Source organism: Prevotella sp. MGM1 (assembly GCF_002933775.1).
Lineage (GTDB): Bacteria > Bacteroidota > Bacteroidia > Bacteroidales > Bacteroidaceae > Prevotella.
Genome location: NZ_BEWV01000170.1, coordinates 1 through 14,376, shown reverse-complemented (window position 1 = coordinate 14,376; position 14,376 = coordinate 1). Strand labels below are relative to the sequence as shown.

The following is a 14,376-nucleotide window of genomic DNA, read 5'->3' as shown; positions in this document are numbered from 1 at the left end:
ACGTGCATCCGAGTGTCTGCATGATGCTCTCGGCATATTGGCGGCGGCGCGAGTAGGTCTCGATGTTTGCCCGGTGGTGCCATTCGGCATCATTGGCGTAGGCCTCGGCTGCGGCGAGTTGCAGGCCTCGGAATGTGCCGCTGTCTATATTGCTCTTCACTTTCAGTATCCAGCCGATGAATGCCGGATTAGACGCGCACATGCCTACACGCCATCCCGGCATGTTGTGGCTCTTGCTCATCGAGTTGAATTCAATGCAGCAGTCTTTCGCTCCGTCTATCTGCAATAAAGACATAGGCTTGTCGTTGAGTATGAAAGAGTAGGGATTGTCGTTCACTACCACTATGCCGTGGCGGCGGGCGAAAGCCACAAGCCGCTCGTATGTATCCCGGCGGGCGTTTCCTCCGGTTGGCATGTTGGGATAGTTGGTCCACATCAGCCGCACGTCGGTGAGGTCCATGTTTTCCAGTTCGTCGAAATCGGGCTGCCAGCCGTTGTCCTCGCAAAGGTTGTAGTTTACCACTTCGGCACCGAGAAGCCTGCTTAGCGAAGTGTATGTGGGGTATCCGGGATTTGGTACGAGGACCCGCTCGCCAGGATTTACGAATGCCAGCGTGACGTGCAGGATGCCTTCTTTCGAGCCGATGAGCGGCTGTATCTCCGTTGACGGGTCGAGCGCCACGCCGTACCAACGCTTGTAGAAGTCGGCCATTGCTCCGCGAAGCTCGGGCGTGCCTATTGTCGGTTGGTATCCGTGTGCGTCAGGGCGGTGTGCCACCTCGCACAGTTTTTCTATCGTCTGTTCTGACGGCGGCATGTCGGGACTGCCTATCGCCAGACTTATAATGTCGTGTCCATCGGCGTTCAGCCGTGCCACCTCTTTGAGCTTGCGGCTGAAGTAGTATTCGCTCACAAGGCCGAGCCGGTCGGCCGGCTTTATGTCAGTCACTTTGTCTTCCATTTATGTATTCTCCTAATATCTTTAATTCTTTTGTAAGCGGTGTTATGGCATCGATGCTCTGGCGGTAGCGTGTGAGGTTGTCGTAGGTCACGTCTACGTAGAACATATATTCCCATTCGCGCCCTATGATAGGCAACGACTGTATCTTTGTCATGTTTATTTTATAGAACGAAAGTATGCTCAGTACCTGTGATAGCGACCCTTCCTCGTGGGGCAGTGAGAAGACGAGGCTCGACTTGTCTGTTTTCTCTATCGGGCGGAGGAAGTCGGCCTTCCTCGGGTCGCAAACAACGAGAAACCGTGTGAAGTTATGCTTGTTGTCTTCGATATGGTTTTCGAGTATTTTCATACCGTACATTTCAGCTGCCGCGGCACTGCAAATGGCTGCATGGCCGTGCCGTCTGTTCTCGAAAATCTCTTTTGCCGAGCCGGCGGTATCCTCGTTTTCCACGGCTTTCATTTCAGGATGGCGGGAAAGGAAGCCGCGGCACTGCATCAGCGCCACCGGGTGAGAGTGTATTTCGGTGACAGTGTTCCAGTCATCGTCGGGCATACAGCATATACAGTGTGATATGTGCAATTTATGTTCGCCAACAACCGATGTGCCGGAGTCGCGGAGCAGTTCGTAGTTGTGAAGCAGGCTGCCTGCTATGGTGTTCTCTATTGCCATCATTCCGATAATGGTAGGGTCTTGTTTTATGTTTTCGAAAACTTCTTCGAAAGTGGCGCAGCATATCAATTGTGTCTGTTCTCCTTCGAAGTACAGGTTTGCGGCAATGTCATGAAACGATCCTCTCAATCCTTGTATAGCTATTCTTTTCATTTTGTTACTGTTCGTTTTAAATCGAAAATCCCGCCTCATTGTCGTGAAGCGGGATTTGACTATATATCATCTTTGTGATGTTTGTCTTGTCATAAGTTGAAATCTACACGCAACTTCCCGCTTCGCAATTCCTTGCAAAGTAGAAAAAAAAGTTGTAAAAGTATGCGTGAAACTTCTTCATTATCGTATCTGTTTTATTTATTTGCTTTTTGGTATTCCTTATCCGATAAGTTTATATCATTTGTCCGGCATGCCGATATCGTATGTACGGTGTCTTTATGTCTTCCGTTTGATATTCTTATATCGTTTAATTGATATGTTTATTTTATTTGTCTGATTGCAAAAGTAAAGTTTTTTGGTGAAATAAACAAATAAAACATTGTTTTTTTTGTCTTTTGCTTACATTTTAATTATAATCCGAGCGGATTTATAAAACTGGCCTTGTGCATCTTGTGTTCAACGCCCTCTGCCGAGTATTCGCCTGTGATACCGCTCGCTTGGTTGGGATTCAGTTCGAGTACTCTCTGCATGTCGGCCTGGGCTCCCGTCATGTCGCCCTTGCCGTATCTCACCGCTCCGCGCTCACGGAAAGCCTCTGTGCAGAATGGATTGAGTTCCGTCACCTTATCATATATGTCTATTGCGGCGTCGTGATGGCCTGCAGCAGCCTCGGCTCTTGCTTTAAGCATCAGAGCGTCTTCATTTTCACCGTATGTCCCGATGAGCTTGTCGGCATCTTTTCCGGCTCCGGCTGTATCGCCCATTTTAAGGAGCAACTGTCCGCGGAGCAGGTAGGCGGCACCGAAGTCGGCGTCTAATGCGATGGCGCGACTGACTGTTGCCACCGCTCCTACCGGATTGCCGAGCCCGGCGTATGCACGGGCATACAGATAATTGCCGCGCGGGCATTCGTTGTCTATTTCAAGAATGCGTGCGCACAGGTCGGCCATTTTGGAGTAGTCTTCCATTAGGTAGGTAATGTCGGCCATGCGGATAAGTATTTCTTTATTGCATGGTTGAGCTTCGTTAAGCACTTCCAGGTGTGTCATGGCTTCGTCGAGCCTGTCTGTGTGTATCAGTGATTGGGCGATATAGTCGTGTGTCTCGGGATCGTCATGTATGGCTAGCGCCTCGTTGTAGCATTTGACGGCATAGTCATGTTGTCCCATTCTGGCGGCTTTCACACCGTCATATTTGAACATGTCAAATCTCTTCGCCTTGTCGGCTTTCTGTTTTTCCTCGGGTGTTTCCTCTTCTCCCCCGAACAATGCCTTGAAAATATTCATCGCTTTAAATTCTTTTTTAGATGCGTATCTTTTTATGATACGATGGTGTCATTATTTTGTTTGATAGATGCAAAAATAGCAAAAAAGCGGAATATATCATTTGCAGATACTTATAAAATAGGTAATTGAGGCAAATAAAGCGGTTAAAAAATGTCTTTGCAATCAGGTTGCAGTAATTTTTAGATACCTTTGTGACCGGTAAATTAAGCCTCTAAGCGCGTTTGCGGCCGGTAATTATGGCGTGAGACACGGTTTGCTGGGGGATATTATAAGTGAAAAACAGATAGTTTATGGAAAAGAAAACAATAGCGGTGTTGGGAATGATGTGTGCCGGTTGCGCGGCCAATGTGGAGCGTAGGCTCGGAGCGATGGATGGCGTTGCCTCCGCCTCGGTAAACCTTCCGGCGCGCACAGTGCTTGTGGAGTATGAGCCGGCGGTGGTCTCTCTCGATGATATGAAAGCCGAATTGGGACATATCGGTTATGAGATGGTGATAGAGGAAGACCGTGACGTAGAGGCGATAGAACGCCGTGAGTACGTTATTCTGCGACAGAAGGTGATATGGTCGTGGCTTTTTGCCATTATGACGATGAGTCTGTCGATGGGGTGGATAGATGTAGGCAGCGGGGCAAATGTGCTGCTTATGATTATAGCGGCGCTAAATATCGCTTACTGCGGCCGGTCTGTATATGTATCGGCGTGGCGCCAGCTTGTTCATGGAGCGGCCAATATGGACACCCTCGTGGCCATGAGTACCGGCATATCTTTTGTTTTCAGTCTTTTCAATACCTTTTGGGGAGATTCTTTTTGGGGTGCGAGAGGTATTGAGTGGCATACCTATTATGATGCCTCGGTGATGATAATAACCTTTGTGCTTACGGGGAGGATGCTTGAGGAGAAAGCAAAGGGCGGCACGGCAACGGCCATACGGTCACTTATTGGCCTTGCACCGAAGACGGCCCACCTTGTTGACGGGGCGTCTATTGCCGACGCGCCTATTTCCGCTTTGCGTCCCGGCGATATTATAGAGGTAAGGGCAGGGGAGAAAATTCCTGTTGACGGAGAGGTTGTTACCGACGATTTAAATGCTTCCCAAGCCGGTATCGGGTCTCGTTCGTGTGATGTTGGAGTGCGGTCGGATATTATCGCCGGTGGTTATCCGGCTGTAAATGCGAAAAATTCCGGTTGTATTACGGCTCTTTCGGCTGACGGCATTCTTTCTTCCGATAACTTGTATCATAATGCTTGCAACGTGTTGATAGACGAGAGCATGATAAGCGGAGAGTCGGTCTCCGTATGCAAGACAGGAGGCGACAAGGTGCTTGCCGGTACGATAGTGAAGAGCGGAATGTTAAGGTTTCGTGCAGAGAAGGTTGGAGCGGATACAGTGCTTGCGAATATAATAAAGATGGTGCGTCAGGCGCAAGGCTCTAAGGCTCCCGTTCAGCGAATAGTGGACAAGATTGCCCTTGTGTTTGTGCCCGTGGTGATGTTTATTGCCTTGGTTACATTTGCCCTTTGGCTCGTGTTTGGCGGTATGTCAGCATTGCCGCAAGCCGTGTTGTCGGCTGTATCGGTACTTGTTATCGCATGTCCTTGTGCCATGGGGCTTGCCACTCCGACGGCCCTTATGGTCGGCATTGGAAAGGCTGCTGAGCGAAACATACTGATAAAAGACGCCACGGCATTGGAAAACCTGCGTTTAGTGGATGTACTTGTGACCGACAAAACGGGTACTGTCACCATACCTTCCACCGATGGTAAAAGCCGGGAAATGCTTAAACCCCATGCACGTGAGGCCGTGGATATGCTTAAAAAGCGCGGAATAGAAATTTACATGATGAGCGGTGACAGTGAGGATGCGGTGAGACGGGTGGCAGATGAGGCCGGAATAACAAACTATCGCAGTCGTGTGATGCCTCAGGATAAGGAAGACCTTGTTAGGAAACTGCAAGCTGAAGGTCGCAAGGTTGCCATGACAGGAGACGGAATAAATGATAGCCAGGCTCTTGCGGCAGCCGATGTGAGCATTGCCATGGGGCAGGGTACTGACGTTGCGATGGACGTTGCCCAGGTGACGCTTATGGGAACAGATCTCAGGCGCATCCCGGAGGCCATAAGACTGTCGGAGCGTACTGTATCCATGATACGCCAGAACCTGTTCTGGGCATTCATATATAACATCGTTTGCATACCACTTGCGGCGGGAGCGTTACGCTGGGTGACCGATTTTCAGATAACTCCTATGTGGGCAAGCGCATTAATGGCTATGAGCAGCATAAGCGTTGTGCTGAACAGCCTGAGGCTTTTAAAGGTAAAAAAGTAAAAGGGTAAAAAGGTAAAAAAGCCGTGCGGCGTGATTTATATTGTGTCAATACTATTGTTGTGCCAATACATGACCATATAAAAACTGACCGCACGGCTTTTTTACCTTTTTACTTTTTTACCTTTAAAAGTCTTTCTGAAAAAGCGGATCCTCTGGCATTACCATGATAGGCTTCTGCTCGTTCATCTTCAATATGTCTTCGGGGACGTATTTCTTGTCTATCACAAGGCGGAACATGTATTCCCTGAACCAGCGGTCTGACATTATCATGCAGCCGCCTTGACCCCATGTCGCGCCCCAACTGTTTTCCACTTTCCATTTCTTTGCGTTTCCTTTCTCGTCGAGGTCGACAGCCGTAAGCGTCATGGCATGTGTTGAGCCGCTGTCGAACGTGCTGATTCGCTGTGCTTTGTCCATGCCGAATGTCACGCCGAATAGCGAACCGTAGTCGAAGTTTTCCGTATCTCCGTATCCGCGCTGGCGGTCAAGCATCTTTCCTACGTCATACGAACTGTACATTTTCCGGCCGTCTTTTAGCGAGGCTATTGCCATTTTCTCAATGTCGTCCATCGGCAGGTTGATGTATTTCCAGTTGTGCCCGTCGTATGTGTGTCGGTCATATTCAACTTCGTAAGTCTTGTAGTATGGGCGGCGCGGGTCGTTCATGGCCATGATGAAAGAGCCGTTTATCTGGTTTCCTACCACCTCGCGGTAGAATTCCTGCGGTGTGTATGTCTTCGCTTCGCCCACCGCGCGTCCCTTGTCGTTGCGGAATGAGTATGTGAACTGTGTCGGCGGCTCGCCTATTGTCATTGCGAGCATGTGATAGACCGTTCCGAGCATCTTTGTCTTGGCCGCATTTATATCTGCCTGTTTCTTGCCGTCGGCCGCCATTTGGCGTAGTTGCAGGCCGTATTCGCGCAGTTTGGATGATATCAGTCGGGCCATGCGCGATGTGTTGTCGCTCGAATAAGTCTCGGGCATTACAGATTTGGGCACGAGACCGTATTTGTCAGCAAGATCCGCCACGCCGCAGAATGTGCCGCCGTCGTTGATGGGATTTTTGAAGAAAAACTGCACTCGTGTGTCGTCCATCGGTTTTTTGGCCGTGTCTATCACGCCTTGAAGAAATAGGTTCGCTTTTTCCAACTGATCCCAAAAGAACAGGTAGCTGTGCGATAGATCAACCGTAAGTGAATCTGTACGTTTGGCGAAATTGGCTCTTATGACGTTAAATCCGCTGAACATCCAGCAGCGGCCTGAGCTTTGTTGGTCCGTTATCGACTGTTTTTTGGTCTCCACGCTGAAATAAGTGTCAAGCTCTCCGGCATTGGCATGGTTTTTAGCCAGGTTATCAATGGCATTTGAGGCTATGGCATTTGCTATCGCCCTGTCTGCCGTTGTCATTTTTTGTGACTTGCGAATATCGCTTATCATCTGTTGCGAGATGCCCCCGTCTCTTGTCTGTGCGATGGTGGACAGAGGAGATAGCACGGTCATGCAAAGCATTGCCGAACCCAAAATCACTGCAGTCTTTTTACTTGTCATTTTGTCGTAATTTTATTGTTTACTTATTTTAAACTGGTTTTCAGTCGTGGTTTTTCTTGTTGATAATCACTTATTGACGATTATTGCCACTTTCATACATTATTATATAATATACAGCCGTATGCCTATTAAATCCATACAAAAATACGAAATACAAATGATAATAGAGTATTTTATCCTTTTTTTCTGTTTTTTTTGTCTTAAATCAATATACAGGAATTATAGTGTTAACTTTTTTGTAGATTCTTTTGGCTATGTTAAATAAATGGAATATCTTTGCCACAGATAATAACTCAATTATTAATCAAAAAGGAAAAAATTATGAAAAAGTTATTTTTGATGGCAGCATTCGTTGTTGCTTCTGTTGCTGCAAGTGCACAGATTTACGTTGGTGGTTCACTGGGTTTCAATTCAATTAAAGCAGATAAGGACGCAAGTTCATCTACGACATTCTCTATTGAGCCTGAAGTCGGCTACAATCTGAGTGACAACCTGGCTGTGGGTATCCAACTTGGATTTACTTCTACAAATGCTGATGATGAAGGAAACAAGAGTGAGTATACTGTAAGCGTTTTCACTGTAGCTCCTTACGCACGTTACACATTCGCTAAGAGCGGTGCTGCTTCTTTCTTTGTAGATGGTGGTATCATCTTCAATGCTTATGGAAGTGACGCGGAAGGCTCTTCTTTCGGAATCGGTCTTCGTCCGGGTATTAAGTTCGCTGTTTCTGATAAGATCGACGTTGTCGCAAAGACAGGTTATCTTGGATATATAAAGAATAATGACGACCTCGGTGGCGGTTCCGCTTTCGGTCTTAACATTGACAACACAGATCTTTCACTCGGTGTTCTTTTCAATTTCTAATTGACAGCATAGAATTTTAAAGTAAAACGATAACGCCCGGACAATTGTCCGGGCGTTTCTTTTTAATATATCCGAAATTTATTTTGTTATTTGCAGCATCTGCAACATATAAACCTTCTCTCTATCGTTTCCCAGTTTACTATCTGCCACATCTTGTCGAGATAGTCGGCGCGTCTGTTCTGGAAATCCAGATAGTAGGCGTGCTCCCATACGTCGAAAGTGAGTAATGGGCGAAGGCCTTGGCGTATAGGATTTCCGGCGTTAGACTCTTGTGTTATCACGAGTTTTCTGGAGTTGTCGGCAGACAGCCATACCCATCCCGACCCGAAAAGGGTGGATCCTTTCTTCACGAACTCTTCCTTAAAGGCTTCGAATGAGCCGAACTGGCAGTCTATCACCTCGGCCAGTTTACCTTTGGGCACATTGTTTTCCCTTGGCGGGCACAACTGGGTAAAATACAGGTTGTGATTGAGTATCTGTCCAGCGTTGTTGAACACGCCGCCGTCGCTCGTCTTTACTATTTCCTCGAGCGTCATGTTCTCATATTTGCTGCCAGGCAGGGCAGCGTTGAGATTGTTTATATATGTTTGCAGATGCTTGCCATGATGAAATCCGATTGTAGCCGAACTGATTACCGGTTCCAGGCTGTCGGTTCCATAGGGTAGTTTGATAAGCTCAAATTTTCCGTTTACTTGTTTTGTTTCCATAATGAATAATGTATTAAGTTAGACAATAAATATCGTTTCCTGAAGTAATCTTTTTCTGCTGCAAAGATAGTGACCGTTACTACGATATTATGCTTATGTGCTGTTAATTAAGGCCAATTTGTTTTTAAATTGTCTTACACTTATGATTTTTTTGCGTTCTTTTTCTAAACGGAGGTTGGATGACTGTAATATGGCGGGTGATAAAAATGTCAAATAGTGCCGATAAATTCTCTTTCTCTCCTAAAAAAGAAGCCCCCAAAAAGTTATACATAAAACTTTTTGGGGGCTTCTTTACAAGTCTGCCTGTTTATTCTTTAAGCCATTATTGCCGCTTTTACAGTCATAAAACAAATCTTGGTTCTATTCTGCCGGTAGCTTTTCTATGCTTTATATGTTGTTTGGAGGTATTTATCTCAGTTACCGATGAATATCATTCCGTCCATGCGGTATATCTTTTCCTCATTTATGAGATATGTCAGGGCAGTATCGATTTGTTCGTATGGTCGTTTGATGGTGTTCAGTTCTGTAATCGGATGTGGCTTCATGTCGCTGAGTATTGCCATTATCTCTGCTTGTGTTACGGTGGTGGCGTCACCGTGGTTGTTTTCTTTTCTGTGCTCCATGCACACATCGCATGAATCGCAGTCATGGTCGGTATGTTCTCCGAAATATTCCAGCAACATTCTGCTGCGGCATGTGTCATCGGTCGCCGCATATTCAATCATTGCGTTGATGCGTTCGGTGAATTGCCTTTTCCTCTCCTCGTACACTTCTTTTGGAAACATCAGGTGTTCGGTGTTCTCCCGTCTTTGTGTGTAACGGATATAGGGTGTCTTTTTTCTTGGTATGAACTTGATGATGTGTTTGGCCGCGAGCAGTTTCAGTGTGAGATATACTTCGTGTGATTTCAGTCCTGTCTGCATGGCTATAAGGCTCTCGTCTATGAAGTTGTAGTCGCTGAACAGCCCTCCGTAGTTGCGTAGCAGTGTCACAATCACTTTATCTTCGTTCTCCGAGTTGTTCTCGAGTCGGTAGAGGGTGTCGCGCGACACGGTGAACATCACTCTTGCTTTGTTGTCCTGTTCATCGGTGTACTCTATGTATCCGGCACGGTTCAGTATTTTCAGCGCGGCGTCGGCCTGTATAGGGAAGTGCTTGAAGTTGTGGCAAAACTTTTCTATGTTGAATTCGAATGTCATTCCGTAACCTGTACCAGCGGCCACCTGATAGAAATAGGCCAAGTGCTCGTAGACCTTTTTTATATATTCTTTGTCGGGGAATGTGTCGCTTATCCGCTTTGTCAACTTGTTCCTGTCGCTGTCGTTATACAACATCACGGCATATCCTTTGTTTCCGTCTCGCCCGGCCCGGCCGGCCTCCTGGAAGTACGCCTCTATGCTGTCCGGGCAGTCTGTGTGCACCACTATGCGCACATCGGGCTTGTCTATGCCCATGCCGAAAGCGTTTGTTGCCACCATCACCCGCACTTTGTCTTCCTGCCAGTCTTTCTGTCGTTTGTCTTTCTCTGCGCTTTCCAGTCCGGCGTGATAGAAAGTGGCCGGCTGTCCGTTCTCGTTCAGCATTACGGCGATTTCTTTTGCCCGTCTTCTGCTGCGTACATATACGATGGCGCAACCCTCCACACATTCCAATATGTGTATCAGCTCTCCCTGCTTATCCATTGTCCGGCGTACCACATAGGCCAGGTTTTTGCGTTCGAAGCTCATCCTGAACACTCTTCTTTCTTTGAAACCGAGCTTTTCTTGTATGTCGTCCACCACATTCGGGGTGGCCGTGGCGGTTAGTGCGAGCACCGGAACGTCGGGATGCAGTCTGCGTATATCGGATATTTTCAGGTAAGATGGCCTGAAATCATACCCCCACTGACTTATGCAGTGAGCCTCGTCTATGGCGAAGAAACTCACTTTAATATGTCTGAGCTTGGTTTGGAATATTTGTGAAGACAGGCGTTCGGGCGATATATAAAGTATGCGGACTGCGCCGAACACACAGTTTTCCAGAATGGTGATGATTTCCGTTCGCGACAGTCCGGAGTATATTGCTGCGGAAGAGATGCCCCGCCGCTTCAAGTTCATTACCTGATCTTTCATCAACGCTATCAGCGGCGTGACTACGATGCACACCCCGTCGGCGGCAAGTGCGGGAACCTGAAACGTGACAGATTTGCCGCCCCCGGTGGGCATAAGTCCGAGCGTGTCTTTCCCGGAGCCTATGCTGTCGATTATTTCACGTTGTATGCCCCTGAAATCATCATATCCCCAATATCGGCGTAGTATTTCTCTATATTTGTCCATCCTTGTCCCGTGGCTTGCTTTAATAATGATAAAAGCGTCATTGCGGTTCTTCCGACGGTTTGATGTCTTCTATTTGCAGTTGTACCTCGTTGCGTTTGTATGCGTTTTCTTCTATTGTATATACTATATCAAACGAGCGTTTGCTCTTGATGTACCTTGCGGCCGCGCTTTGTCCGAACGCTATTCCGTTCATCACATTGCTCGAACGGCTGTCCACAAGTTCCAGTTTGATGTGCTCCTGATGGCGTCCCACAACCTTGCTCGTGCCGTAATCATATACATTTTGCGTGCAGAACAGCGGCTTCGGGTTGCATGGTCCGTGCGGTGCGAACTTTTTCAGGTCGGCATGCATCTTTTTTGTTATATCCTTGAAGTCAATGACAGCCTCTACGTCAAGTATGGCCTGTGTCTGTTCCGGCATGATGTGGTTGACAACATACTCTTGAAACCTCCGGCGAAATTCTGGTATGTTCTTCTCTTTCATCGACAGGCCGGCTGCGTATGTGTGCCCTCCGAAGTTGACCAGGAGGTCACGGCAGCTCTTTATGGCGTCATAAATGTCGAATCCCGCCACGCTGCGTGCCGAACCGGTGGCAATGCCGTCGCTCATTGTGAGCACCACCGTTGGGCGGAAGTAGATTTCCGTCAACCTTGATGCCACAATTCCGATCACGCCTTTTTTCCAGTTTGCGTCATATAATACAATAGATGACAGATGCTTCTGGCTTTCCAGTTTCTCAACGATGGAGTTCGCCTCTTCCGTCATCTGCTTGTCAATGTCCTTGCGTTGCTCGTTATATTCGTTTATCATCCCTGCCTCGGCCATTGCCCTCATAAAATCTTTCTCCACGAGAAGCTCTACCGTTTCCTTGCCGTTCTGCATCCGTCCGGACGCGTTTATCCTCGGACCGATTTTGAACACGATGTCGCTCATAGTCAGTTCGCGGTTAGACAGTCCGCAGATCTCAATGATTGCTTTCAGGCCTGTTGATGGATTCTGGTTCAGTTGCTTAAGCCCGTGGAATGCGAGTATGCGGTTCTCACCTGTCACCGGAACAATGTCCGACGCGATACTTACTGCGCAGAAGTCAAGCAGCGGTATCAGCCGGGCGAACGGTATGCCGTTGTTTTTGGCGAACGCCTGCATCAGTTTGAAGCCGACGCCGCACCCCGAGAGGTGGTGGAACGGATAGGTGGAGTCGGGCCGTTTGGGGTTCAGTATGGCCTTGGCCGGCGGCATTTCCTCATCGGGCACGTGGTGGTCGCATATTATGAAATCTATTCCTATGCTTTTGGCATACGCTATCTCTTCGATTGCCTTTATTCCGCAATCGAGCACGATGATAAGTTTCACACCTGTTTCTTTCGCATAGTCTATGCCCTTATAGCTCACACCATATCCCTCTTCGTATCTGTCGGGGATATAGTATTCTATATTCGAGTAGAACTGTTGCAGAAACTTGTACACCAGAGCCACGGCCGTACATCCGTCCACATCGTAATCTCCGTAGACCATGATGCGCTCCTTGCGTCCCATGGCATCGTTCAGCCTGTCTACGGCTACGTCCATGTCGTTCATCAGGAATGGGTCGATAAGCTCGTTGAGCATAGGGCGGAAGAAACGCTTTGCCGCCGACTCGGTCTTTATACCGCGTCGGATGAGCAGGTTGGCGAGAGTCGGACTCATGCCGATTTTCTCTCCCAGTTCCTTAGCTGCCTTTTGTGTCTCCGGTGTTGTTGGTTCGTAATTCCATTTGAAGTACATTATATTTATTTTTTTATTTTCTTCGCTTGTAAAAGTAGCCTTGAAAAGGCGTATATGGGTGTAAAGTTACTAATAAAAAACAAGAAATTGGAATATTGACGTGTAAGTTTTTGAGTTTTTAAGTTTTGCGATAAAAAACAAAGTGCCGGCCGGATGACAACCGGTCGACACTTTGTTTGTGTATGGATTTGTTCGTTTTTTATCCTATTGTATATGCGATAATCACGGCAATGAGCATCACGGCTGCTGCCACTACCATTGCGTTGAAGAGATATTTCTGCATCTTCTTCTTTCTTGCTATCGACCTGAGACTGCGTCTTTTCCACTCGCTTACATCATTTTTGCCTCTTTTGTGGTGCTTTGAGTGTCCGTGATGATGTCCGGACGAATGGCTGTGGTGGCTTGACGAATGGCTGTGATGATTTGATGAATATTCAGACATTTCGTTATATTATGTTTTCTGTAAATAAATTAATCTCTGATTTCATTGCGTTTTGCTGCTTCTCAGATGCCGAGCTTCTTGCGTATGTCTTTCGGTATTGCGTTCTTATTGACCATGTAGTCCATTGTGTTTGCCGCTATGAAAGTCTTGGTCATATACCAGATGCCTTTGTAGTCACCGAATTCACCCCATGAGTTCTTCACCATGTAGTACTCCTTACCGTTCTGGTCTTTGGCTATACCGAATATCAGCATGCCGTGGTCGTCTGTCAGTTCCCAGTTGTCGAAACGCTCCTGGCGCATCTCTTGTGTGGGAGTGATTTCCGGTGCTGTGCAACCAAGCGAGTCATACAATTCCGCTTTCTTTGTTCTTTCCAGTCTGAGCCATTTTGCGGCATCGCTTCCGGAAAGTCCCTGTATTTTCTTTGTGTCGTAAGCGTATGCCAGTCCTTTGCGTGTGAAACCCTCTTCGCTCACGTCGCCGCCCCATGCGATGCAGTAACCCTCGTTGATTGCGTTGTCGATTATGCGCATCATCTCGTCCATGGGCACATTATAAGACAGAGGGTTGCGCCAGTTGTCCTGTACTTCAACCGCAAACTGTGTATAGAACGGGTGGTGTGTATAAGAAGTGATGGTCACGTAGTCATCGAAATTGAGGCCGAGACTTGCCGCAAACGACTTCGGTGTATACTCCTTGCCCTCATACTTGAACTTTTCAGGGCATTTGCCGAGGTATGCGTCAAGGATGCCTTGTAATCCCACTTTCCACTGGGAGCTTATTTTCTTTTCCGAACTTTTGGCTATCGCTGCGACATACGGCTCCATGAGAGAGAAGAACTCGTTGAAGTTGTTGAGTGAGTCTCCGTAGAGTGTGCCGGGCAGAGGCATGGCTTCTTCCGGACATATACCGTAGTGTTTCAGGCAGAAGAGAGGGTCGTAGCATGAACCACCCTGTGAGAACTGGCAGTCGCCGTGCAGTCTTACCACCTGGATGGCACGATCCATGTATGTCTTGTTGGCTACGAAAGATTCACAGAGGTCGTATGTCTTGCCTGTCTTTTTCAGTATCTCGCTCTCGAAATAAGACAGGGTCGAGTAAGCCCAGCAAGTGCCGCTGCGGTTCTGATCCTTGATGCTTGTGATTTTGTTCTCCTTGATTGTAGTGAACACAGGCTTGTTCTTGTTCACCGAGTCTTTTTTCCCTTCCTGGGCATAAGCGCCCGTGAATGTCAGGGCAGCCAACGCCAAAGCTAAAAACTTCTTCATTGTTGATTTTCTTTTGTTATTTATTAATATTTGTTCATATATTCTTCCACATCTTCGGGATGGTATGGTA

The 14,376-nt window shown here is 47.4% G+C and carries 11 protein-coding genes; 2 read left to right on the top strand and 9 right to left on the bottom strand.

Features of this window, described 5'->3' with window-relative positions:
- The 3 genes from MoGM_RS06315 to MoGM_RS06305 form a co-directional block, all read right to left on the bottom strand.
- On the bottom strand, nucleotides 1–961 hold a 961-nt coding region (locus MoGM_RS06315), incomplete at its 3' end, for a pyridoxal phosphate-dependent aminotransferase (protein ID WP_104369263.1).
- Nucleotides 942–1,784: a prephenate dehydratase gene (locus tag MoGM_RS06310; protein WP_104369261.1), complete on the bottom strand. Its 843-nt coding sequence runs from the start codon at nucleotides 1,782–1,784 to the stop codon at nucleotides 942–944. The genes MoGM_RS06310 and MoGM_RS06315, both read right to left, overlap by 20 nt.
- Nucleotides 1,785–2,194: 410 nt before the next feature.
- The gene (locus MoGM_RS06305) at nucleotides 2,195–3,070 is read right to left on the bottom strand and encodes a lipopolysaccharide assembly protein LapB (protein ID WP_104369260.1); all 876 of its coding nucleotides are present in this window, start codon (nucleotides 3,068–3,070) and stop codon (nucleotides 2,195–2,197) included.
- 290 nt (nucleotides 3,071–3,360) lie between these two features.
- Here MoGM_RS06305 and MoGM_RS06300 point away from each other — a divergent pair, with 290 nt between their 5' ends.
- Entirely contained in the window at nucleotides 3,361–5,397 is a 2,037-nt protein-coding gene (locus MoGM_RS06300) for a cation-translocating P-type ATPase (protein WP_104369259.1), read from the top strand.
- 123 nt (nucleotides 5,398–5,520) lie between these two features.
- On the opposite strand, the gene MoGM_RS06295 is transcribed toward MoGM_RS06300, so the two are convergent.
- Nucleotides 5,521–6,897 (bottom strand): aminopeptidase C, encoded by a 1,377-nt coding sequence (locus tag MoGM_RS06295; protein ID WP_104369262.1) that lies wholly within the window; start codon nucleotides 6,895–6,897, stop codon nucleotides 5,521–5,523.
- 387 nt (nucleotides 6,898–7,284) lie between these two features.
- On the opposite strand from MoGM_RS06295, the gene MoGM_RS06290 reads away from it, so the two are divergent.
- Entirely contained in the window at nucleotides 7,285–7,809 is a 525-nt protein-coding gene (locus MoGM_RS06290) for a porin family protein (protein WP_158249563.1), read from the top strand.
- A gap of 86 nt (nucleotides 7,810–7,895) precedes the next feature.
- On the opposite strand, the gene MoGM_RS06285 is transcribed toward MoGM_RS06290, so the two are convergent.
- The 5 genes from MoGM_RS06285 to MoGM_RS06265 form a co-directional block, all read right to left on the bottom strand.
- A complete protein-coding gene (locus MoGM_RS06285) occupies nucleotides 7,896–8,516 on the bottom strand; it encodes a superoxide dismutase (protein WP_104369257.1) in 621 nt (206 codons plus the stop codon).
- 413 nt (nucleotides 8,517–8,929) lie between these two features.
- Entirely contained in the window at nucleotides 8,930–10,831 is a 1,902-nt protein-coding gene (locus tag MoGM_RS06280; protein ID WP_104369256.1) for an ATP-dependent DNA helicase RecQ, read from the bottom strand.
- 37 nt (nucleotides 10,832–10,868) lie between these two features.
- Nucleotides 10,869–12,596, bottom strand: coding sequence for a single-stranded-DNA-specific exonuclease RecJ (gene recJ / locus MoGM_RS06275; RefSeq protein WP_104369255.1), 1,728 nt, complete (start codon nucleotides 12,594–12,596; stop codon nucleotides 10,869–10,871).
- Nucleotides 12,597–12,795: 199 nt separating this feature from the next.
- On the bottom strand, nucleotides 12,796–13,038 hold the full coding sequence (locus MoGM_RS06270; RefSeq protein WP_104369254.1) for a hypothetical protein: 243 nt from the start codon (nucleotides 13,036–13,038) through the stop codon (nucleotides 12,796–12,798).
- A 62-nt stretch (nucleotides 13,039–13,100) separates the two neighbouring features.
- Entirely contained in the window at nucleotides 13,101–14,306 is a 1,206-nt protein-coding gene (locus MoGM_RS06265) for an aminopeptidase C (RefSeq protein ID WP_104369253.1), read from the bottom strand.
- Nucleotides 14,307–14,376: the final 70 nt, after the last annotated feature.